Origin of the sequence: Azospirillum sp. A23, from assembly GCF_042938965.1 — a bacterium.
GTDB classification, from domain to species: domain Bacteria; phylum Pseudomonadota; class Alphaproteobacteria; order Azospirillales; family Azospirillaceae; genus Azospirillum; species Azospirillum melinis.
This window is the reverse complement of the sequence record NZ_CP170663.1, coordinates 146,290-168,935: the sequence shown is the minus strand read 5'-3', so window position 1 is coordinate 168,935 and position 22,646 is coordinate 146,290. Positions and strand designations below refer to the sequence as shown.

16 protein-coding genes and 4 pseudogenes are annotated in these 22,646 nt (G+C 66.7%); 14 read left to right on the top strand and 6 right to left on the bottom strand.

The window, feature by feature from the left end:
* The first annotated feature begins 71 nt into the window (after positions 1–71).
* Positions 72–623, top strand: coding sequence for a hypothetical protein (locus ABNQ40_RS00700; protein WP_199235625.1), 552 nt, complete (start codon positions 72–74; stop codon positions 621–623).
* Positions 577–879, top strand: a pseudogene (locus ABNQ40_RS00695) (integrase core domain-containing protein); the annotation flags it as partial. The gene ABNQ40_RS00700 and the pseudogene ABNQ40_RS00695, both read left to right, overlap by 47 nt.
* A 26-nt stretch (positions 880–905) precedes the next feature.
* Here the strand turns inward: ABNQ40_RS00695 and ABNQ40_RS00690 are convergent.
* Together ABNQ40_RS00690 and ABNQ40_RS00685 are read right to left on the bottom strand one after the other, a co-directional pair.
* Positions 906–1,322 (bottom strand): annotated as a pseudogene (locus ABNQ40_RS00690) (IS6 family transposase); the annotation flags it as partial.
* A gap of 154 nt (positions 1,323–1,476) precedes the next feature.
* Positions 1,477–2,511, bottom strand: a complete 1,035-nt coding sequence (locus ABNQ40_RS00685) for a GlxA family transcriptional regulator (RefSeq protein WP_109048664.1) — start codon at positions 2,509–2,511, stop codon at positions 1,477–1,479.
* A gap of 119 nt (positions 2,512–2,630) precedes the next feature.
* On the opposite strand from ABNQ40_RS00685, the gene ABNQ40_RS00680 reads away from it, so the two are divergent.
* The 6 genes and pseudogenes from ABNQ40_RS00680 (at position 2,631) to ABNQ40_RS00655 (ending at position 8,383) form a co-directional block, all read left to right on the top strand.
* A complete protein-coding gene (locus tag ABNQ40_RS00680; RefSeq protein WP_109048663.1) occupies positions 2,631–3,689 on the top strand; it encodes an ABC transporter substrate-binding protein in 1,059 nt (352 codons plus the stop codon).
* A 12-nt stretch (positions 3,690–3,701) separates the two neighbouring features.
* Entirely contained in the window at positions 3,702–4,808 is a 1,107-nt protein-coding gene (locus ABNQ40_RS00675) for an ABC transporter ATP-binding protein (protein WP_109048662.1), read from the top strand.
* Positions 4,809–4,834: 26 nt separating this feature from the next.
* Entirely contained in the window at positions 4,835–5,689 is an 855-nt protein-coding gene (locus tag ABNQ40_RS00670; RefSeq protein WP_109490792.1) for an ABC transporter permease, read from the top strand.
* Positions 5,686–6,474, top strand: a complete 789-nt coding sequence (locus ABNQ40_RS00665; RefSeq protein WP_109048661.1) for an ABC transporter permease — start codon at positions 5,686–5,688, stop codon at positions 6,472–6,474. Before ABNQ40_RS00670 ends, ABNQ40_RS00665 begins: the two co-directional genes overlap by 4 nt.
* Before the next feature lie 51 nt (positions 6,475–6,525).
* A complete protein-coding gene (locus ABNQ40_RS00660; protein ID WP_109048660.1) occupies positions 6,526–7,539 on the top strand; it encodes a proline racemase family protein in 1,014 nt (337 codons plus the stop codon).
* Positions 7,540–7,621: 82 nt separating this feature from the next.
* Positions 7,622–8,383 (top strand): annotated as a pseudogene (locus tag ABNQ40_RS00655) (IS6 family transposase).
* 89 nt (positions 8,384–8,472) lie between these two features.
* Here ABNQ40_RS00655 and btsR read toward each other — a convergent pair.
* Both btsR and ABNQ40_RS00645 read right to left on the bottom strand, forming a co-directional pair.
* Positions 8,473–9,192 carry a two-component system response regulator BtsR gene (btsR, locus tag ABNQ40_RS00650; RefSeq protein WP_109048657.1) on the bottom strand — a complete coding sequence of 240 codons (720 nt, stop codon included), beginning with the start codon at positions 9,190–9,192 and terminating at the stop codon, positions 8,473–8,475.
* Positions 9,189–10,883: a sensor histidine kinase gene (locus ABNQ40_RS00645; protein ID WP_109048656.1), complete on the bottom strand. Its 1,695-nt coding sequence runs from the start codon at positions 10,881–10,883 to the stop codon at positions 9,189–9,191. Before ABNQ40_RS00645 ends, btsR begins: the two co-directional genes overlap by 4 nt.
* A gap of 372 nt (positions 10,884–11,255) precedes the next feature.
* On the opposite strand from ABNQ40_RS00645, the gene ABNQ40_RS00640 reads away from it, so the two are divergent.
* From ABNQ40_RS00640 to ABNQ40_RS00630, 3 genes and pseudogenes are all read left to right on the top strand, one after another.
* Positions 11,256–12,530, top strand: coding sequence for a serine/threonine transporter (locus tag ABNQ40_RS00640; RefSeq protein ID WP_109048655.1), 1,275 nt, complete (start codon positions 11,256–11,258; stop codon positions 12,528–12,530).
* Between the two features lie 115 nt (positions 12,531–12,645).
* On the top strand, positions 12,646–14,052 hold the full coding sequence (locus ABNQ40_RS00635; protein WP_109048654.1) for an L-serine ammonia-lyase: 1,407 nt from the start codon (positions 12,646–12,648) through the stop codon (positions 14,050–14,052).
* Positions 14,053–14,107: 55 nt separating this feature from the next.
* Positions 14,108–14,350: pseudogene (locus tag ABNQ40_RS00630) on the top strand (hypothetical protein); the annotation flags it as partial.
* Here ABNQ40_RS00630 and ABNQ40_RS00625 read toward each other — a convergent pair.
* Positions 14,247–16,139 carry a di-heme oxidoredictase family protein gene (locus tag ABNQ40_RS00625; protein ID WP_146255421.1) on the bottom strand — a complete coding sequence of 631 codons (1,893 nt, stop codon included), beginning with the start codon at positions 16,137–16,139 and terminating at the stop codon, positions 14,247–14,249. The pseudogene ABNQ40_RS00630 and the gene ABNQ40_RS00625 sit on opposite strands and share 104 nt — an antisense overlap.
* A 380-nt stretch (positions 16,140–16,519) precedes the next feature.
* Between ABNQ40_RS00625 and ABNQ40_RS00620 the strand changes: the two genes are divergently transcribed.
* The 3 genes from ABNQ40_RS00620 to ABNQ40_RS00610 all read left to right on the top strand — a co-directional run bounded on the left by ABNQ40_RS00620 (position 16,520) and on the right by ABNQ40_RS00610 (position 20,944).
* Complete coding sequence (locus ABNQ40_RS00620) at positions 16,520–17,830, top strand: ferritin-like protein (RefSeq protein WP_109048652.1); 1,311 nt, start codon at positions 16,520–16,522, stop codon at positions 17,828–17,830.
* A 65-nt stretch (positions 17,831–17,895) separates the two neighbouring features.
* Positions 17,896–19,749: a LodA/GoxA family CTQ-dependent oxidase gene (locus ABNQ40_RS00615; RefSeq protein WP_109048651.1), complete on the top strand. Its 1,854-nt coding sequence runs from the start codon at positions 17,896–17,898 to the stop codon at positions 19,747–19,749.
* Entirely contained in the window at positions 19,739–20,944 is a 1,206-nt protein-coding gene (locus tag ABNQ40_RS00610) for an FAD-dependent oxidoreductase (RefSeq protein ID WP_109048650.1), read from the top strand. The genes ABNQ40_RS00615 and ABNQ40_RS00610 overlap by 11 nt, the downstream gene beginning before the upstream one ends.
* A 22-nt stretch (positions 20,945–20,966) precedes the next feature.
* On the opposite strand, the gene ABNQ40_RS00605 is transcribed toward ABNQ40_RS00610, so the two are convergent.
* Entirely contained in the window at positions 20,967–22,625 is a 1,659-nt protein-coding gene (locus tag ABNQ40_RS00605; RefSeq protein WP_146255420.1) for a Hint domain-containing protein, read from the bottom strand.
* Positions 22,626–22,646 lie beyond the last annotated feature (21 nt).

The window sequence follows — 22,646 nt, the reverse complement described above, 5'->3', positions numbered from 1 at the left end:
TGTGGCGGGCCAGAATTGGACGTCCCTTGCCCCAATCGCGTTCCGCGACCGTCGTCCCGTCCTTGGTGGTGATGACGTTCATCATCATGGATCCTTTCCAGATGGACGTGTTTTGTTTGCTGGTGCCGTACCCTCCCGCGAGACAGCAGGCGCGCAAGAACCGCAACCTGTTCCGTAACGCCACTCGCGAAACAAATCTTGGCGATCCGTCCGCCTATTTGCCGAAAGCGTATTTTCTGTGCAGAACAAACGCGCCAGACATACAGAACAAAATGCTTGTTCGGATCATGACAAACATTGATGAACCGCTTGATGAGCATGTGCGCATGGCGGTTGAGACGATGGACGCTGACATCGCGCATAACTTTAAGATTAAAAATTTGTCATCGTCCATCGGAATCTCGCGATCCCATCTCACGTCTTTGTCCGATGCCGCTTTCGGCTTACCCCTGAGACCGGTGGTGTCTGCAAAGGAGGCTCGACGCTGCGCCAGGGCAAGGTTCCTTGCCTTAAAGCTGGCGAACGGAATGAGTCACAGAGACAGGCCGCCATCGACAGTCAACGAGGCGCCAGTGATCGCAATATGTTGCGATTCGCTACACCGAGCGTCTCACCTAAGCTAGGGTCGAGCCCTCCGTGGGCTGTGTCGGCGATTCCTACGACAACACCTTGGCCGAGACCATCAACGGTCTCTACAAGACCGAAGTGATCCGGCGCCGTGAGCCATGGCGCACCCTGGAGGCTGTCGAGTTCGCCACCCTCGAGTTGGTCGACTGGTTCAACCACCGACGCTTCCTCGAACCCATCGGCAACATTCCGCCCGCCGATGCCGAAGCCCGCTACTATGCCCAAACCGAGGACGTCGCCATGGCGGTGTGACTCAACACACATGGCCTCCAGGAAACCCGGAGCGGTTCAGTCACCAGCACCCGCAGCGCACGGCCCTGCATTTTCAGCAATTTACGAAACAGGCGCTTGGCCGCCTTGGCATCGCACCGGCTCTGCACCAGCACATCGAGCACGAAGCCATCGCGGTCGACGGCGCGCCAGAGATACCGCTTCTTGCCGGCAATGGTCGGCATCACTTCATCGAGGTGCCATTTATCGCCCCGGCGTGGCGCCCGCCGGCGCAACCGATCCGCGATCTCGCAGCCGAACTTCAGGCCCCACTGACGGATCGTTTCATGGCTGACCGTGATCCCACGCAGCCCCAGCAACTCCTCGAGCATCCGAAAGCTCGGCGGAAAGCGGAGGTATAGGCACACCGCCTAGCTGATCACCTCGGCAGTGAAGCGTAGCCGACGCACATCGGGTCGGGGCATCGGGTTGGGGCGCGTCGTCATGCCGGCCCTATCCCGTCGGCGCCCCTGCCAGCGCGAACTTGACGGTGCCCCTGTTATGCCCAATGTTCCGGCTCTGTATCCTTGCCATAGTTTCTCGTCCGTCCTGTGGCAGCACTCCAAGTTGACGGTGCTTTCACAAACCCGGCGCGGGGCCGCGCGCCTTGCTCGGCATGCGGCCGAACTGGGCCTTGAAATCCCGTGAGAAATGCGCGGTATCGGCGAACCCGCAATCGAACGCGATTTCTGTGATCGAGCGGCGCGTGTTCTCCAGCAGCCAACGCCCGTAATCCAACCGCAACCGGCGCTGGAAGGCCGCCGGCGAAACGCCGAGCGCCGCCTGGAAGGCTCGCTCCAGCTGTCGGGCGCTCACCCCGACATAGCGGGCGATGGCCTCGACCGACGGTGGGGAATCGAGCCTCTGCTCGATAAAATGCGACGCCTGCCGGACGCGGATGTCGGCGATGCCGTCCAGGTTGGCATAGAAATGAGCCTGCGGCAGCGCGGCGGACCGGATGTCCTGCAGCATCATGTGACGGACCGCCTGCCGCGCCTTCTGACCCCCACAGTGTCGGCCGATGAGATAGAGGCCGAGATCGATGGCGGCGGTCGATCCCGCGCAGGTGATCAGGTCGCCCTCGTCGATGAACAGTTGGTCGACCGTGGCGGTGACGGTCGGGAAACGCTCGAGGAAGGCGTCCAGGACGTTCCAATGGACGCACACCCGCCGGCTGCCGACAAGGCCCGCATGGGCGATGGCGAAGGTCCCGGTGCAGACGCCGAGCAGCCGGACGCGGCCGGACACCGCTCGCCGCAGATAGTCGGTCAGACGGGCCGGCTGGACGTCGTTCAGGTAATCGTTGCCGCCGCAGACCGCGACGTAGTCGAACGACGTCGGATCGCGCAGATCCTCGTTCGGCGTGACCAGCACGCCGCAGCTCGACCGCCGGGCCTGCCCGCCGACGCTCATCACCGTCCAGCTGGCGTCGATCTGCCGGCTGCGCCCGCCGAGATCGGCGGCCAGCCGGACCGCGTCGATCAGCCCCGAAAAGGCGGTCAGCGTGAATTGATCCAGAAGGACGAAGCCGATCCGCAGGCGGGGGACCGTACCGGGGACTATGCCTGGGTCCGCGCCGGAAGGGGGTCGGGTGCCGGGGTGTTCGCTGCTCATGTCGGAATTATTCAAGCATCCGTCCGCAATCTTCTATCGGAAAAAGCCGCCCGCTGGCTAGCATCGACCCTGTTGCAAGGGTTTCACGCCCGCAAGGGCCGACATCGAGGGAGAGCGTCATGACTTCTCTGCGTGCTGCCACCTGTTGCGCCGCTCTGATGGCAGGTGCCGCCTTCGCCCCAATTGCCGCCGCCCAGCCCGCCGCCGCGCAGACCTCCCTGACCGTCGCCTGGTACGGCGGCAATTGGGGCGATGCCTTCAGGACCTGCGTCGCGGAACCCTTCACCAAGGCGACCGGGATCAAGGTCGTCCCCGAGATCGGGACCTCGACGGTGACGCTGGCCAAGCTCCAGCAGCAGAAGGGCGCGCCGACCATCGACGTCGCCTGGATGGACGGCGGCATCAGCGAATTGGCGCAGGCCGCCGGCGTCACCGGCGCCATCGACCCGCAGGCCGTGCCGAACCTCGCGAAAGTCTCGCCCGAAGCGGTCTACAAGGCCGACGGCACCGTCTTCGCGGTGGGAACCGGCTACTACTCGCTGGGGCTGACCTACAACACCCAAAAGGTCAAGACGCCCCCGGCCTCGTGGAACGATCTCTGGAACCCGGAATTCGCGGGCGCCGTCACCATCCCGTCCCCGGCCAACTCGTCGGGTGTTCCCTTCATCCTGTTTCTCAACAAGATCTGGGGCAACCCGGCCAACGACCTGTCCAAGACCTTCGCGAAGCTGAAGACCCTCGACACCGCGCTCTATTTCGACAGCTCGGGCGCGGCCTCCAACGCCTATCAGAGCGGCGAGGCGATCGTCGGCGCCCATTTCAGCGTCGGCGCCTGGGATCTGGCGGACAAGGGCCTGCCGATCGGCTTCGTCGTTCCCAAGGAAGGTGTGTGGGCGACCGACGCGCGCCTGCATCTGGTGAAGGGCACGCCCCGTGCGGCCGAAGCCGCACGCTTCATCGACACCGCCCTGACCCCGCAGGCCGCCACCTGCCTCGCCGAGAAGCTCTATCTCGGCCCGTCCGTGCAAGGCGTCTCCGTGGCGCCGGACATCGAGCGCAAGCTGCCCTGGGGTGTCGGCGGATCGGTCAAGAACCTGCAACTCTTCAACTGGGCCGACATCAACCGCGACCGGGGCGCGATCACCGACGCCTGGAACCGCGAACTCGCGCGCCAGTAAGGGGACCAAGGCATGCCCCCGGCCCTACTGTCCATCCGCGATCTCGGCAAGCGTTTCGGTGGATTCCACGCGCTCAAGGGCGTGTCGCTGGAGGTTGAGCATGGCGAGTTCATCGCCCTGCTCGGCCCCAGCGGCTGCGGCAAGACCACGCTGCTGCGCTGCATCGCCGGTTTCCTCACCCCCGATTCCGGCGACATCCGGATCGCCGGGGACAGCGTGACGCGGCTGCCGCCGCACCGGCGGCCCCTGAACACGGTCTTCCAGAACTACGCCCTGTTCCCACACATGAGCGTTCTCGACAACATCGCCTACGGCCCCCGCCGGCACGGCGTTCCGCGGGGCGAGGCAGCGGAGCGAGCAGCACAGGCGCTGCAACTGGTCGGGCTGGAAGCGCTGGGCGCGCGCTACCCGCGCGAGCTGTCTGGGGGGCAGCAGCAGCGCGTCGCCCTGGCGCGCGCGGTGGTCAACCGGCCCAAGCTGCTGCTGCTGGACGAACCGCTGAGCGCGCTCGACATGAAGCTGCGCAAGCGGATGCAGATCGAGCTGAAGCATCTGCAGGAGAAGCTGGGCATCGCCTTCGTGTTCGTCACCCACGACCAGGAGGAGGCGATGAGCATGGCCGACCGGATCGTCGTGATGAATCGCGGCCTGATCGAGCAGGTCGGGTCGGGGACGGCGGTCTACGCGACGCCGGCCACGCGCTTCGTCGCCGAATTCATCGGGGAGGCGAATTTGCTGCCCGGCGCGGTGGACGGCGACGGTGGGCTGCGGCTGGCCTTCGGGTCGGCGGCCATTCCCGATCCCGGCCCCCATCCCAGCACCTGGTCCAGCCCCAGGCCCGGCACCGGCGCCGGTCACAGCCGCACCGGCGTGCTGCGGCCCGAGCATCTGGAGCTTCTCGACCGGGCCGACGCGCCCGGCTTCCTCACCGAACGCGGCATCGTCGAGGACGTGATCAACACCGGCGGCCAGACCCTCGTGATGGTCCGGGTCGGCGACGCCCTGCTGGCGAGCCGCCGCCTGGGCATGCCGGGCGCCGGCCTGGGCCGGGGAACCCAGGTCGTCGTCGGCTTCCGCCCGGAGCATCTGCACGTCGTCGTTGGCGAGCCGGCGCCATGACCGCCGCCCTGACCGGCGACCCCGCGATGGTCCCCGCCGCCGCGCCGCCCACCGCCCTGCGCCGCGCCCTGCCGCTGCTGGCCGCCCCCGTCGCCTTCTTCGTGGCCTTCTTCGCCGTGCCGATGGTCGTCGTGCTCTCCTCCAGCCTCATGGCCGGCGGTGCGCCGTCCCTCGCCAACTACGCCCGCGTCCTGCTCGACCAGTATCATTGGGACGTCCTGGCCGTCACCTTCCGGATCGCCGCGCTGACCACGCTGGCCGTCACGCTGCTGGGATATCCACTGGCCTATTATCTGGTGCGGGTGGTGTCGTCGAACGTCCTGCGGCGAAGCTGCGTCATCCTGCTGCTGCTGCCGCTGTTCACCAGCAACATCGTCCGGTCCTTCGGGTGGATGATCCTGCTCGGCCGCAACGGTCTGGTCAACGACACGCTGGTCGGGATCGGGCTGCTGGAACGACCGGTCCGCTTCCTCGGCACCGAAACGGGCATCGTGATCGGCCTCGTCTACATCCTTCTGCCCTTCATCGTCCTGGCGGTCGGCAACGCGCTGGCCACGGTGGACCCGACGCTGGAGGAGGCCTCGGCCGATCTCGGCTCCAGCCCCTTCACGACCTTCTGGACCGTAACCTTCCCCCTGTGCCTTCCCGGCTTGATCGCGGGCGTGATCATGGTCTTCACCCTGGCGGCGAGCGCCTACGTGACGCCGGCGCTGCTGAGCGGCGGCAAGATCACCGTCTTTCCGATGCTGATCTTCCAGCAATACAGCACGGTGTTCGACGTCCATTACGGCGGTGCGCTCAGCATCACCCTCCTGGTCTTCACGCTGGTGCTGGTTGCGCTGGCCGGGCGGATCGGCAGCGGCGGAGGCAACCGGTCATGATCGCGCGCGTTCTCCTGCGGATCGTCGCCTGGGCGGTGATGGCCTATCTCGTCCTGCCGCTCGTGGTCATCGTCGGCGCGTCGCTGACCGCCACCAGCTATCTGGCCTTCCCGCCTCAGGGCCTCACGCTGGACTGGTACGGTCGGATGCTGGCCGACACCTCCTACGTGGCGGCCTTCGGAACCAGCACGGCGCTGGCGCTGGCGGCCACGGCGGGGGCGGTGCTGCTCGCCCTGCCGGCGGCCCTGGCCATCGCGCGCCATGATTTTCCGGCCAAGCGGACGCTGCTGTCGCTGCTGATGTCGCCATTGGTGCTGCCGCATGTGGTGCTGGGCGCGGCCCTGCTGCAATACTGCGCCGCCCTGGGCCTGATGCGCAGCTTTGCGGCCCTGCTGGTCGGCCATGTGGTGATCGTGACGCCCTTCGTGCTGCGCTCCGTCTTGCCGCAACTGACGCCCGAGCAGCGCGCCCTGGAGGAGGCCTCGGCCGATCTCGGCGCCCGGCCCTTTGAAACCTTCCTGCTGGTGGTGCTGCCGCAGATCCGCGGCGGACTGACGAGCGGGGCGATCTTCGCCTTCATCTCGTCCTGGATCAACGTCGAGCTCAGCATCTTCAACACCACCGCTGAGCTGACGACGATCCCGGTCAAGCTCTTCAACTACGTCCAGTACACCATCGACCCGGTCATCGCCGCGGTCTCGTCGATCACCATCGCGGTGGCCGCGGTCACCATCGTTCTTCTCGACCTGACCGTGGGGCTCCACGTGCTGTCGAAGCGGCGCTGACCCCGTCCCGGTCCCCTTTCTTCCCGCCAACACCCCGAGAGGCCTCAAGTCATGCACAAGCAAGACGTGTTCGACGTTGTCTACACCCATACCGAGGGTGAGCCGCTCTGCATCGTCCACAGCGGCATTCCCTATCCTCCCGGCTCCAGCATCCTGGAGAAGCGCCAGTTCCTCGAAACCCACTACGACTGGCTGCGCTGCGCCCTGATGCGCGAACCGCGCGGGCACAAGGACATGTTCGGCGTCTTCCTGACGCCTCCGTCCGGTCCGGATGCCGACGCCGGGCTGATCTACATCGATGGCACCCAGTATTCCCACATGTGCGGGCACGGCACGATTGCCGTGGCCATGGCCATGGTGGCGCTGGGGCTGGTCCGGCGCGGCGAGGGCGACCGCACCACCATCCGCTTCGAGACCACCGCTGGCCTCGTGGTGGCCGAGGTGGCGACGGACGGCGACGCCGTGCTGTGGACCCGGTTCGAGAACGTACCGGCCTATGTCGCGGCCCAGGACGTGCCGTTCGAGCTGCCCGAAATCGGCCCCCTGAAGGCCGACATCGTGTGGGGCGGCAATTATTTCGGCATCATCGACCTGACCGGCACCGCCCTGCGCATCGGTCCGGAGAACGGCACGGCGCTGTCGCGCTACGGCGTGCTGGCGCGCGAGCAGCTGCGCCAGAAGGTCGCCATCCAGCACCCGGCCTCGGCCCACATCAACAACTTCAACTTCGTGACCTTCTGGCATGAGCCGACCATCGAAGGCGCCTTCTACAAGAACGTCCATGTGTTCAGCGCCGGCCAATTGGACCGCTCGCCGGGCGGCACCGGCACCAGCGCCATGATGGCCATGTTCGAGGCGCGCGGCAAAATGACCATCGGCCAGACGATCCGTTCCGAGGGCCTGCTGGGCAGCGGCACCTTCGAAGGCTGCCTGCTCGGCGAGACCCGCCTGAACGGCGTGCGCGCGGTGCGGCCGACCGTCAAGGGCACCGCCAGCATCCTGGGGACGGCCCGTTGGGTCATCGACCGCAACGACCCGGTCGGATCGGGGTTCCTCGTCGCCTGATGGAACCGGCGGCGGCCTCGGTTTAGAGGGCACCGTCAAGTTCGGGCTGGCCGGGGACGCCGGTGTGACGGTATAGGCCGGCATGACGGCGCGCCCCGATCCGATGTACGCCGGCTACCGGTTCCCTGCCGAGGCGATCAGCTACGCGGTGTACCCGGACTTCCGCTTTCCCTTGAGCCTGCGCATGGTCGAGGAGATGGTGGCGCTGCGCGGCATCACGGTGAGCCATGAAGTGATCCGTCAGTGTGGCCTGAAGTTCGGGCGCGCGATCGCCACCCGCATCCGGCGACGTCGCCTGGCCCAAGGCGACAAATGGCACTTGGATGAAGTCGTCCTCGGCATCGCGGGCAAGAAGCACTGTTTGTGGCGCGCGATGGGCCAGGACGGCTTTGTTCTCGACGTGCTGGTCCAGAGCCGGCGCGATAAAGCCGCAGCCCGCAAGCTGATGCGTAAATTGCTGAAGAAACATGGTTTCGCGCCAACCCGGGTCACCACCGACAAGCTCCGGTCCTACGCGGCCGCCTTCCGCCGACTCGGTCCGACCGCCCAACCATGAACAAATCCGGATCGCCGCCAACGGCCCGGCGAGCTGATCGACCATGGCAAGCTGAAGCAGCTGATCCGCCCGGTGCGAGGCTTCAAGACCCTGAAGACGGCCTACGCAACGATCAAGGGCTTTGAGGTGATGCGGGCGCTCCGCAAAGACCAAGCGTTCAGCGTCAACATCGCCCGCGACATGCGGGGCAAGGCGCGCCTCGTCGAACGGGCCTTCAACGTCGGACCCGGCGCGCTTGCCGACGCCGTCCGGTTCATCAGCCAGCAGCTCGAACTCCAGGACGAATAGCGTCGGCGATGATGCCGGTAACCATCATCTCGCGCCTGCCCGCAAACTTTGCAACAGAGCCGTCCGACTTCCCGCAGGCTCAAGCCGGATCAGAGGATTCCAAGCCTCTCCTTGATCTGCGGGAAGAAACGCCGGCTGACGGGGATGATCTGCCCGCGTCTCGTTCGAATCTCCGCCAAGCCATTCTCCAGAAAATTGATCTTCTCAATGACGTCGATGTTCACGAGATATTGCCGGTGGCAACGCAGCAGAGGCGTTCGATCCTGCAGGATATGCAGCGGCAGCTCGGTCGGCAGTTCGCTGCCGTCGGTGGTGACCACACAGACGCCGCTGACACCGGACGCCACATATTCGACCTCCTCCATCCTCACCAACTGGACATGGTGCTGTCCGAAACATGGGATCTGGCGGAGTTGGTTGGCGCCCGGAAGCTGGCCGATCTTCTGTGGCTCGCGGTCGCGACGGAGGCGCTCCAGGGTCTTGTCGAGGCGGGACTGGTTGACCGGCTTCAGCAGATAGTCGAAGGCATGCTGCTCGAACGCCTGCACGGCATACTCGTCGTAAGCGGTCAGGAAAACGATATGTGGCATCCTCTCATGGTCGAGCATGCTCAGCATCTCGATGCCGCTCACCCGCGGCATCTGGATGTCCAGGAACACGAGCTCGGGCTTTTCCCGGTTGATCACGCCGATGGCGTCGATGGCGTTGCTGCATTCGGCGATGATGGCGATGTCGTCGGCCTTCGAGAGGACGCGTCGAAGCTCCTTTCGGGCCAACGGTTCGTCATCGACGATGAGGGCGGTGATCATTTGGATGCGGCCTCCAGCGGAACCCGGATCGTGATGCGGGTGAAGACATCCCGGTCGGACGCGACCGTAACACCATAGGACGGGCCGAAACAGTTCCTGATGCGGCGGTCCACCAAACTCATGCCGAGCCCCTGCCCGGCCGGCTTCGGCTCGTAAAGTCCGGCATTGTCCTGCACGTCGATGACGAGTTCATCGCCGTCCTCGCGAGCGCTGATCGCGACATACCCCGGACGGAGCTGTTGCGACGTGCCATGCTTGATCGCGTTTTCGACGACGGGCTGAAGCGTGAAGGCAGGCAGCCGTACGCGGCCAAGACTGTCGGGGATGTCGATGTCCACCGTCAGGCTGTCGGAAAAGCGCGCCCGCTCGATTTGGAGATAGGCGTTCACATGCTCGATCTCCTCGGCCAACGAGGCGATTTCGCTGGGGCGCTTGAGGTTCATGCGGAAGAAGGTGGACAGGTCGCCGATCAGGTCACGCGCTTTCTCCGGTTCGTCGCAGGTGACGGCGGCGATGGTGTTCAGCGCGTTGAACAGGAAATGCGGATTGACCTGGGCATGCAGGAGCTTGATTTCCGCCTGTGCCAGCAAAGCCTTCTGCTGTTCATAGCGGCCGGCCAGGATCTGGCTCGACAGCAGCTTGGCTATGCCCTCGCCCAGCGTCCGGTTGATGGTGGAGAACAGCTTGGTCTTGGGTTCATACAGCTTGATGGTGCCGATGACATGGCTGTCCTCGCCGACCAGCGGGATGACCAGCGACGCCCCCAACGGGCAGGTCGGGCTGATCGAGCATTGATAGGACACCTCGTTGCCGTCGGCATAGGTAACTTCATTGTGCGCGATGGCCTCCAACGTGTTCAGCGACGAGATCGGTGTGCCGGGAAGATGGTGGTCGTCGCCGATGCCGATGAAGGCGAGGATCTTCTCGCGGTCGGTGATGGCGACGGCGCCCACCCCGGTCTCCTCATAGATGATCCGCGCGACGGTCATGCTGTTTTCCTGGTTGAAGCCCCGCCGCAGCACGCCGTCGGCGCGCGCCGCGATGGCCAGCGCCTTGGCGGAGAACAGGCTGGACTGCCGCTCGATCAGGGCGCGGCGGTCGATCAGGATCCCCATGAACAGCGCGGCACCCAGTGAGTTGGCGATCAGTTCCGGCACCGCGATCAGCCGCACGATCTCCAGCGTCTGGTCGAAGGGCTTCGCCACCGCAAGGTCGATCAGCAGTTCCAGCAGCACCCCGGCGAAGGTCAGGGCACCGGCCTTTACGGGATCGAACAGGGCGCGGGTCCTGCCCTGCCGGATGAGATGGCGGTGCATCAGGCCACCCAGCACCCCCTGTACAACGATGTCGATTCCGGCAGCGAGCGCGAAGGCCCCGCCCAGCGAATAGCGGTGAAGCCCGCCGGTGATGCCGACCCCAAGCCCGACCAGCGGCCCGCCGAGAAGGCCGCCGAGCACCGCGCCGATCGCCGGCGTGTTGGCGATGGCATGGACCACCGGCATGCCGAGGATCGTCCCCATGATGCAGAACAGGGAGAAGATGACGTAGCAGGCCAGCTTGTGCGGCGGCCGGATCGTGGCGTGCGTCAGCGGAATGAAGATCTTCGTCCGGCTGAGGAGATAGGCCACCACGAGATAGACGCACATCTGCTGGAGAAGGACCAGCGAGAGGCCCACGGGGTCAATTTGCATCGGTCAGGACTCCCTGCACCTGCGCGTCCGGGCCGTCCGGTGCGGGCAGGCGAGCGACGGCTTATGCTTGGTTGAGGCGCTTGGTTTGACCCATTCGCGGCCGAAAGGCCAGGGAGAAGCGGCGGTCGGGACCGGGTTGGAGATGCGGCGAAAGGCACCGCCTGCCGCACCGCCCATTCCTCCATCGCGCCGCTCACTTCCGGCGGCCTCCGCTCATTTTTCCATTCCGCCGCTCATTTCGCTATTCCACCGCTCCTGAGTTCAGCCGGGAATTGCAAGCGGAGCGTTGATAGGCTTCCTCCAGGTCAACAAAGCGCAGCCTTACCGTGATGGCTTGAAGATCCACGATGGAAGGCATGCTGGAGGCATAAAATGGTCAGCATCTCAACGGAATCCACGAGACTCGGCAATCCTCCACTGTCTTGGACCAAGCATGATACCATGTGGATGCTTGGGTTGTTCGGAACCGCCATTGGGGCGGGAACGCTTTTTCTTCCCATCAATGCCGGTCTTGGCGGCTTCTGGCCTCTGGCGGTCATGGCGGTCATCGCCTTCCCCATGACCTATCTGGCCCACCGGGGGCTGTGCCGCTTCATCCTGTCCTCGTCGAAGCCGGGCAGCGACATCACCGAGGTCGTGACCGAGCATTTCGGCAGCACCGCGGGCAAGCTCATCACCCTGCTGTACTTCTTCACCATCCTGCCGATCCTGCTGATCTACGGCGTCGGCCTGACCAACACGGTCCAGAGCTTCATGGTGCATCAGCTGGGCATGGTGCCGCCGCCCCGCATCCTGCTGTCGCTCGGCCTGATTCTCGGACTGATGGCCGTCATCAAGCTGGGCGAACAGATGGTCGTCCGGGTCATGAGCTGGCTCGTCTATCCCTTCGTCGTGGTGCTGATGGGCATCGGCCTGTATCTCGCCCCCGACTGGAACGGCGCGATCCTCGACCAGGTGCCGACCGCCGGACAGTTCAGCCTGACGCTGTGGCTCAGCATCCCGGCCCTGGTGTTCTCCTTCAACCACTCCCCGGCGATCTCGCGGTTCGTCGTCGCCCAGCAGAACCACTATGGCGAAGAGGCTGAATCCCAGACCACCCGCATCGAGAAATACGCGGTCGTCATGATGGTGCTGGTCGTCCTGTTCTTCGTCTTCAGCTGCGTCTTCAGCCTGAGCCCGCAGGAACTGGCCGACGCGAAGGCCCAGAACATCTCCATCCTGTCCTATCTCGGCAACAAGTTCGACAACCCGCTGATGGCGCTGCTGACCCCGGCCGTGGCCTTCGTGGCGATCACCAAATCCTTCTTCGGCCATTATCTCGGCGCCCGCGAAGGTCTGAACGGGCTGATCTCCCAGCATCTGCGCGGCCAGGGCAAGTCCATCGACCTCAAGGCGATCAACCGCTTCAGCGCTCTGTTCATGGTCGCCGCCGTCTGGATCGCCGCCACCCTGAACCCCAGCATCCTCGGCATGATCGAATCGCTCTGCGGCCCCATCATCGCCGCCCTGCTCTTCATCATGCCGATGTACGCGATCCGCAAGGTGCCGGCGATGCGCAAATATGCCGGCCAGCCGGGCAACGTGGTGGTGATGTTCATCGGCAGCGTGGCGATCTCCGCCATCCTCTACTCCCTGCTCAGCCTCTGACGCCCATACCGCTTTCCGCTTCGGGTGGTGCCCCGTCCAGACGTGACGGGCCGCCGCCTGAAGCGGCGAAGAGAAGACCATCGCCCCAGGGCCGTCCACAGGAAGGAAGCAAGCCATGATCAGCATGTTCGACCTCTACAAGGTCGGTATCGGCCCCTCAAGCTCGCACACGGTGGGACCGATGAGGGCAGCCAGGCAGTTCGTGGATGCCTTGCGCTCCTGCGGCGGCGTCGATGTCACCACCCGCGTCGCGGTCGACATCTACGGCTCGCTGGCGCTGACCGGCAAGGGCCACCACACCGACGCCGCCCTGATGCTGGGCCTCGCCGGCAACCTGCCGGACAGCGTCGTCATCGACACCATCCCCGCCTTTCTGCAACAGGTGCGCAATTCGCACCGCCTTCCGCTTGGCCGGGAAGGCAGGCAGATCGACTTCCCGCCGACCGCCATCACCTTCCACCGGTCCAACCTGCCCCGGCACGAGAACGGCATGACGATCCAGGCCTTCGACGGCGACCGGCTCCTGCTGGGCAAGACCTATTATTCGATCGGCGGCGGCTTCGTCGTCGACGAGGAGAATTTCGGCAAGCAGAGCGGAGAGGAGGTGGAGCTTCCCTACCCCTACACCTCGGCCGCCGATCTGCTGGCGCATTGCCGCAAGACCGGCCTGTCCTTCTCCGGCCTGATCCTGCAGAACGAACTCAGCCTGCACAGTCATCAGGAAATCCGCGATTATTTCTCCACCATCTGGCAGACGATGCGTGCCTGCATGGAGCGTGGCATGACCACCGAGGGCGTGCTGCCGGGGCCGATGCGGGTGCCCCGCCGGGCCGCCCTGCTGCGCCGCCAGCTGGCGTCGTCGGAAGCGCTGTCGCGCGATCCGATGAATGTGGTCGACTGGGTGAACATGTTCGCCTTCGCCGTGAATGAGGAGAACGCGGCGGGCGGACGCGTCGTCACCGCGCCGACGAACGGCGCCTGCGGCATCGTCCCGGCGGTGCTCGCCTATTATCACAACTTCATCAAGCCGCTGGACGACGACGCCTGCGTGCGCTTCTTCCTGGCGTCCGCCGCCATCGGCGCGCTGTACAAGAGGAACGCCTCGATCTCCGGCGCCGAGGTCGGCTGCCAGGGCGAAGTCGGTGTCGCCTGCTCGATGGCGGCGGGCGGCCTGGCCGACCTGATGGGCGGCAGTCCCGAACAGGTGTGCATCGCCGCCGAGATCGCGATGGAGCACAATCTCGGCCTGACCTGCGACCCGGTCGGCGGACAGGTGCAGATTCCCTGCATCGAACGCAACGCCATGGGTGCCATGAAGGCCATCAACGCGACGCGCATGGCCCTGCACCGGACCAGCGAACCGCTCGTCTCGCTCGACAAGGTCATCGAAACGATGTTCGAGACCGGTAGGGACATGGATCCGAAATACCGCGAGACATCCTGTGGCGGCCTTGCCGTCAAGGTGGTCGCGCTGCCCTCGCGCTCGGCGCAGGACGCCGATAGCACCAACTGGGCCGCTTGACGACGTGGGCGCCGCGCCTCTCCGCGCCCACCGTCAAACTTTGCAACGGAACCCGATCCGGCGCCGCGGACCATGGCGTAGTCTGGAGGCCGTCGAGTTCGCCACCTTGGAATGGGTCGACTGTTTCAATGACCGGCGAATCCTCGAACTCGTCGACACCATTCCGCCCGCCGGAGCCGAAGCGCGCTATTCGGTCAGAACGGCACCACCGCTCCGGGCAGGGGCGGCAGACGCAAGCTCGCCAGATAAGCGATCAGTGCCTGTTGGTCGCCAGGGTTCAAGGCGTAGAAGGCGTTGATCACCGGGTCCGCTTCGCTGCCGGCGCATTGATAGGGGAACTCGGCTGCGATGCTGTCCGGGCGGGTACCGCCATGGAAGCGGATCGCCTGGACCAGATCCAGCGCGCGCCCGTCATGCAGGTAAGGCCAGCTGTCGGCAACGCCCCACAGGGGCCGGGTCAGGAATTGCTGCGGGGGAACGGCGATGTCCGCCACGTCGGTGCCCTGCGGCGCGATGTCGGCGAGGCAGGGGCCCATGTCGTGCAGGCGCAGGTCGCTCAGCAGCGGCACGTCCAGGGGAGCGTCCGGCGTCTTGAAGGGCAGCCGGGCGCGGGCGTAGGCCGGCAGCGGCCCTGCCTGATCCTCGGCCTTTCCGCCGTCCAGATTTTGCCATGGCATCGTCGTGGCCGCCCGGCTCGCCAGCGTGTTCAGGTTGATCTCCAGCCCGCCGACCGCCACGGTGTCGGCATCGGCGACCGCCTTGGCGTAGAGGGCGGCGACCGCCGCGTCCGGCGCGCCCTGGCGGACGGCCGCGCCGGCATCCGCCGACGCCTTGGCCAGCCGCGCCCGCGCCTCGCGCACCACCGGCAGATGGTCGGTGCCGGGCAAGGCGTTGACCAGGGTCGGCGAGGCGACGGTCCGCCTGCGCGTTTCCTCGGCACGCCCCTGGACCCGCGAGGGCAGCGCGATCCCGGCGTCGGAGCCGGCCCGATCGGGATGCCCTAGCACGGTGCCCCACTCGATCGTCACCACCGGCCGGTCGAGCGTCTGCGCCGGAACATGGCAGGACGCGCACATGCCGGCCGGAAGCCCGGCGTCGGCCGCCGTGCCGGCGAACAGCGCCGCGCCGCGGGCCACCCTGGCCTTGGCGGCCGGATCGGTCGGCGTCTCGACCACCGGCGGCCGGGTCATCGCGACGAAGCTCGTCAGCGCCCCGACGTTGCCGTAGCTCAGTTCGTTGATCACCCCGTCGGCGTCGTTGTCGTTGTTCTCCCCGACGATCTCCACCCCTTCCATGCTGAAGTGGAACTGGGTCGCGGAGGCTGCGAAGTGGCGGACCGACGAGGCGATGCCCTTCCACTGGAACGGGCGCACGACCAGATCCGGGGAGACCCCGGTCAGCCGGCTGTAATCATAGACGATCCGTTGCGCCTTGCTGTCGTAGGTGGCGCCCAGCCAGCCGAAGGACAGGTTCTTGGCCGCCAGCGGCAGGGTCACCGGCTTGTCGGGTGTGTAGCGGGCATGGTCGGCGAGAAGGGCCTGCTGCCCGAGCAGCTGCCCGGTGATCTCGTTGGCCAGCGCCTGGGTGTAGCCGGTCCCGAACACGTGCGGCGGGTTGCGGACCAGCTGGGTCAGCGGGTTGGGAAACTGGCCGTTGATGAAGGCAGTGTTGGCGATGCCGGCGGCGCCGCCGATCGCCGGCTGGGTGCGGGTCGCCGGTCCGGGCGGGTTGGCGCCGGCGAGGTCGGGCTGGACGGTGGCGCCGATCGACGTGTGGCACTCGTAGCAGCTCTGGCTGTCGATGCCGTTCAGGCGCAGGAAGGGGATCGGCGGCGGCACGGTCCCATCCGCCGTCGCGTAGGGGCTGAAAGGCGAATTCGGGTAGAGCGCCTTGCGCTGCCACGCGCGCGGGCCGTCCGCGCCCTCGCCCCAGCCATCCTGCGGGAAGTAGGGATAGCTGAAGAAATGAGCGCCGGATTCCAGGATCCGCCGCAGGGGTACGCTACCCTTCATCACCTCCTGCTGCTGGATCGTCACGCTTCCGGTGATGTTGGCCTGCTGGGCACCCGCCTTGGAGGTGAGAAACACGGAAAGGCCCATCATAACGATTGGCCATGCCGCAACGCGAACGCTTGCCATGCGCATGAACTCCCGATTTTTGCGTATCGTCCGATACTGTCGGAGCATTCTCGAAAATCAAACCAAATAATTCAGGGCAATATACTTAGAAATCTAATTTTCTATGATCTGCTATGCCGGAAATTCTAAAATTATTCGTGCTCGTTCAGATAAAATTCAGAGAAATATGCGAACAATCCAAAATCATATCATGGTATGCGCATTCAAAACCGAACATTGACTCGTTGATTATTTGAAATTTCTTGCAGATATTCGACGCACGCGACGCATCAACGCGCGCCGGAACAGCGGCGTGCGAGCGGCATCACCGAGCGGGAGGGACGCGGACCATGACTGAGCAACGTCTTCTGGAGCGGGCGCAGGGGAAGGCGGCGGCCCCGCTGTCGGTCGCCTACACGCCGATTTCGACCCTTGCGGATCTGCGCGCCGCCGCGCAGTTGGCGATCCAGGTCGAATTCACCACGGTGCCCGCCTATCTGACGGCGCTCTATTCGATCACCGACAAGAGCTCGGCCGCCTACCAGGCGCTGCGCAGCGTCGTGGTGGAGGAGATGTTCCACCTCAACCAGGCGGCCAACATCCTGGTCGGCATCGGCGGGCAGCCCAAGCTGACCGGGAGCGTGGTGCCCGTCTACCCGGCCTATCTGCCCTCGGCCAGCACCACCGCCACGCCCTATGTCGGGCTGTACCGGGCCTCGCAGGCGGTGTTCCGCAACGTCTTCATGGCGATCGAGACCCCCGCCCCCTTCACCGCGCCGCCGCAAGGCAGCGACTATCAGACCATCGGCCAGCTCTACAAGGCCCTGTCGGACGGCATCGAGCACTGCGTCGAGCAGTACGGCGCGGCGGCGGTCTTCGCCGAGAATCCGATGGCCGAGCAGCGCACCGACATCTACCTCGGCAAGTTCGGCGGCAAGGCCGTGAAGGTGACCGACGCGGACAGCGCCCAACTCGGCATCCAGCAGATCGTCCAGCAGGGCGAGGGCGCGGTGAACCCGACCCACCCTCTGGTCCCCCAGCAGCCCTACGGCGCCTACGAGCATTACGGCGCCCGCACCGACGGCACCTACGGGCCGATCCTCGGCACGCCCTACGAGCTGTCGCACTATTACAAGTTCCTGCGCGTGGCCGACGCGCCGGATTTCCCCGACACGCTTCCCATCGTCTCCAACCCGCGGGTGTCGGATTTCACCAACGCCACAGCCGTCCAGGCGGTCAAGACGTTCAATGTCGGCTACAGCGTGATGCTGAAGAACCTGGAGGCCTCCTTCACCAAGGCGGGCGGCGCGGCGGACGTCTACTTCACGCTGGCCCTGCCGCTGATGCACAACCAGCTGCCGACCCTGGCCAACCTGCTGATGCAGCTTCCCGTCTTCCCGGACGGCGACCCGTCCGTCGGCCCCAACGCCGCCCCGACCTTCGAGTATGTCGAGGACGCCAGCTTCGACAGCTTCCTCGCGGCCCTGAAAGTCCTCGACAAACTGCTGGCCGACCAGGGGCTGCCCCCGCTGCTCGTCGCCCCGGTGGCCCCGCCCGCCCCGCCGGGCCCGGCCCCCAGGCACCGGGAGGCGCTGCACGGGGTGATCGACGGCGTCCGGACGCTGAAGAGCCGTTCCGACGCCATCGGACTCGGGCTGTAACCCGACCGGCACTGCCCAAACGGCACCACCCAACCCGGCCAGATCGGGACAGCGAGGGGAAAACCATGTCCAACACCGTCTATTCCATCGTCCCCGCCATCGGCATCGCGCGCGTCGGCAACGCGCCGACGGCTTTCTACATCGGCCCCGAGACGGAGGGCGCCCTGCCCACCCTGCCCGACGGCAGCCCCGTCGGGGAGCGGGATTTCCGCGACGACGAGGGCCGGCTGTGCCGGCAGGCGGCGCGCTTCCGCCTGATGCGCAGCGTCGACGGCGGACCGCCCGAGGAGGTCACGCTGAAAAGCAAGGGCGTGGCCTCGATCCGCTGGTACGTCCACCTCGCCAACAAGAAGTCGAGCTGGTACGAGTTCCAGACCTCGAAGGGCGAGGACGGCTACGCGTCGAACCACCCGCTGCGCAACGCCGACCGGACCAGCGTGGAGGATCGGCGCGCCCTGATGATCGACGCCGGTCCCCGCTCGATCGAGGGAAGCGACGCCCCGGCCGAGCACTTCTCGCGCGACACCATCCCGCCGGGCTACGCCGGCAGCTTTCCGCCGGAGGGGCTGAAGCCCTACCCCATCGACACGCTGGGCGAGCTGCGCACCGACGAAGAGGGCCGCCTTCTGGTGCTGGGCGGGCTGGGGCATTCCGGATCGGACAGGCCGTCGCCCCACATCGGGCAATACGCCAACAACGACGGCTGGTGGGACGACACCTCGGACGGGCCGGTGTCGGTGAAGATCAGCCTGCTGGACGAGGTGGACGCCCCCCCCGACGTGGAGGTCGGCGGCGCCTGGGTGATGGTCGGGCCGCCCTCCTACGCGCCGCAAATCCCCAATCTGGTGACGCTGTACGACACCATTTTCGACGTCGTGGTGCGCAAGCAGGGGCTCCGCCCCGACCTGTTCGCGGACGGGATGTGGAAGACCGGGCCGACCGGCTACAAGCCCTTCTTCGAGACCGACATCAAGCCGATCTTCGAGCGAGTCGCCCGCTACCCCTGGGTCGCGGCGATCCCGCCGAAGCCGCACAGCTTCGATTTCGCCAGGCTCGGTAATCCGGATCCCAAGCTCAACGGCTTCCGCGCCTACATCCTCGACATCATCCGCCCGCCCGGCGCGGACAACGTCCTGGTGAACGCCAGCACCGGCGCCACCGCCATGCCCTATCTGGCCGGCGACGACGCGCTGGGCGCCTCGAAACCCGGCACCGTCACCGCGGCGACCTCGAAGTACCTGCGCCTGACCGACACCCAGTATTTCCTCCTCCAGCAATGGGCCGACGGATGGTTCGAGCCGGGGGCCGAACCGGCCGGGACCGCCGGCGATCCGGTCACCCGCGGCGTGCTGGCCAACTGCGTCGGCGGCGCCTTCTCGCCGGGCATCGAGATGACCTGGATCTCCCGCAACCCGGCCATCTACGACGGCCCCTTCCGCATCAAGGCACGGCCGGACGTGTCCGGCCCGCTCAGCCTCGGCTTCGATCCGGCGGCGGGCATGGAGCCCGGCGACGTCAGCCGCTACATGGCCGTCCCCTGGCAGGCCGACTTCAACGAATGCTCGTCGCAGCCCATCGAGGGCCGGATCCTGTGGTGGTGGCCGGCGCAGCGGCCGGAATTCGTCTATCTGCCGCCCGATCCCAAGGCCCTCCTGGCCGAGCCCAGTCCGGCCCTGGGGCCGCAGGTGTCGTGGATCGGCACCGAGTACAACCAGAAGGCCGACGACTACATCCAGTTCGCCGACGATCTGGACATGGTGAAGCTGTGGGACCAGCTCGGCTTCGTCTTCAACATCGGCAGCGCCGACGATCCCTATTTCGTCGAGGTGGCGCGCCGGCTTCCCCGCACGCCCGGCTCGCAGGGCGACACCGCGGGGATCGGCGAGCCGGCGCGGCCGCTGGTGGCCGATGTCCCCTGAAGCGTTGTCCCCCGAGGCGTTGCGCGACCCGCTTCCGGGCGCGCCTCCGGGCACGGACGCGGCGGACGTCCTGATCGTGGGGGCGGGGCCGGCCGGCTCCGCCACCGCGCTCGCCCTGCGCGCGGCCGGCGTGCCGCGCGTGGTCCTGGTCGACCGCGCCGCCCACGGCTCACCGGAGCGGGCGGCGCTGCGGGTCGGCGAATCGGCGACGCCCAACGTCGGACCGCTGCTGGCCCGGCTCGGCCTGCCGGACGATCTCGGGCGGCTCGGCCACCGCCCCTACCACGGCAATCTCAGCCTGTGGAGCGGCGACGGGGAGAGCGCCGACGACTTCCTGCGGCGGGGCAGCGGGCACGGCTGGCATCTCGACCGCGCCCGCTTCGACCGCTGGCTGCGCGAGGCGGCGGCGGAGCGCGGCGCCCGCCTCCTGGCCCCCGCCACCCTCGCCGGGATCGAACGCCGGCCGGAGGGCGGCTGGACCGTCGGGCTGCGCGACGCGGCCGGCCGGCGCAGTGTGACCGCCCGCGTGGTGGTGGACGCCGGCGGCCGGCGGGCGCCGCTGGCGACCGCGCTCGGCGCGAGGCGGCGGCGGCTCGACCGCCTGATCGCCCTGGCGGTCGAGGCCGCTCCGGCCGCCGGACCCGCCGGCGGGGGCTTCCACGGCCGCTCCTTCGTGGAGGCGGTGGAGATCGGCTGGTGGTACGCGGCGGTGCTGCCGGGCGGGCGCGCCATCGTCACGCTGATGACCGACGACGACATCGCCCGCGCCGGCGGTCTGGCCGGCGCGGACGCCTTCCGCTCCGCCTGGGCGGCCACCGCGCGCCTGCGCGATCTGGTTCCGCCGCCGGAAGACGGCCCCGGCGCCGGAACGGCCCCGGCGGTCTTCTCGGCCGCCTCGCAGCACGTCGACCGGGCGGTCGGCGCCGGCTGGATCGCCGTCGGCGACGCGCTGATCGGCTTCGACCCGCTGACCTCCTCCGGCATTGCCGGGGCGCTCGACGACGCGCTGGCCGCCGCCGACACCATCCTGCGCTGGTTCTCCGGCGACGGCGCCGCGGCGCGCGACGCCGCGATCGGCTACGCCCGGCGCGCCGAGGACACGCTGCGCCGCTATCTGGCCGAGCGGACCCGCCATTACACCGCCGGAGGCCGCTGGCCCGACGCCCCCTTCTGGAGCCGCCGGGCCGCGCGGTGAGCGTGGATGCGGTGAGCCTGGATCAGGCCGACGCCACCCGGTCGGCCACCCAGCTGTCGAAATCCACATGCAGGCTTTCCGGCAGCTTGGCCCGGACGGCGCGGTCGTCCTGGGCGGCGTCCCGCAGAAGCTGGACCTGGATCTGGTAGTCGCCGACCACGATGCCGTTGGCGATCATGGTCGTCGGCCCGGCCCCCTCGGGAACGAGCCACAGGTTGAACAGACCGCCGTTGGTCTGGGTCTCCTGGCGGGTGGCGGTCACCGTCGTCGTGCCGTGGCGGGTCAGCACCGTGTCGCCGACCGCCAGCGCCCCCGCATGGACCGTGCCGGCCGGCGTCACCACCGGGTGGGTGGCCGATCCGGCGAGTGTGGCGCCGTCGGCGAACTCCAGCACGGTGATCGGCCCGCTGTGCGGCTGCGCCAGGGTCGCCTGCACCGGCCGGGTTCCATCGCCGCTGACGACGACGTCCTCGGACGTGAAGTCCTCCACCGCCTTGGTCGTGCCGTCGGCGAGCGTGATCTGCGTGCCGGCGACCAGGCAGTGCCAGACATAGACGATGGGCTTGATGAAGGCGACGCCGTCCTTCGAATCGGTGTCCGGCGACAGCGAGCTGACGATGCTCGACCAACCCGATCCGTGCCTTTCATAGTCCTCGAAGGTCACGGTGACGCGGGCGCTGAAGAAGGCCTGCGTGTCCGCAGCCCATTTTTTGGAAGGGAATTCGATGGCGTTGCCCGCATCGTTGTAGGACGCCCTCAGCACGAACGTCAGCGTCCGCCCTTCGGGATCGGCATCGTCGATCCGGAAGTGCGGCAGGTAGCGCGAAGCGTCGCCGCCGTTCAGTTCGGAGATGCCGCCCTCCTTGTGAGCCAGGTAGAACTCCAAGAACGGGGGGTAGCTGTCGAGCGGAGCCAGCTTGTAATCGAATTTCATGCTCCCGGACAGCGGAACAAGCAGAGGATTCGTACCAAGATCGTGCATATTTTGCCAATACCAGTAATCGACGTCGGTTTTATTCCTTGTACCTTGGTTGTTATCGTAGCCGCGCGCCAGACCGATGACGATGTCGTTCAAGTCGCCGGTCTTGCGGTCGCTGCGGATGGCGGGATCGACGACGACCGGGTCGCGCGACGCCTGGGAGGCCCAGGGAGCCGCGGTCGAGGACACCTCGACCGTGCCGTCCAGGTAGGTGATCGCGAAGGAAATGATGCCGGTCATCGTGCCCGTCGGCAGCGGCGGCAGGGCGGTTTCCGGGTTGGTCTCCACGAAGATCGTCTGGGTGGCGAAGCTGACCGCGACACCGGAGGCCAGCGAGGTCTTGGTGTCGCCGTTCTCGTTGACGACGTTCAACCAGACGATGGCCTGGGCCACCGGCCGGATCCGGCTCAGGACGGCGCGGCCGGTGACCGCCTTGTTGCTCTGACTGCTCGAAATGAACTCGACATACTGGCCGTCGGTAACGCCGCTGCTCTCGGCCGCTCTGTCCGTCGCCGCGCCTCCGCTCCCGATGGCCTTGAACAGCCCCGGGTAGCGCGCGGGGGTCAGCCCGCTGCGTTCGGCGTTGTCCTGCAGGAACGCCGTGTGCGCCGGATCGCCCGCCGACGGGACGTTCCCGGCCTTCAGTCCGTCCAGGATATGAACCAGCCGGTCATTCTGGAGTTGGTTCAATGCAACACTCATAAGTCAATTGCTCCAATCAAT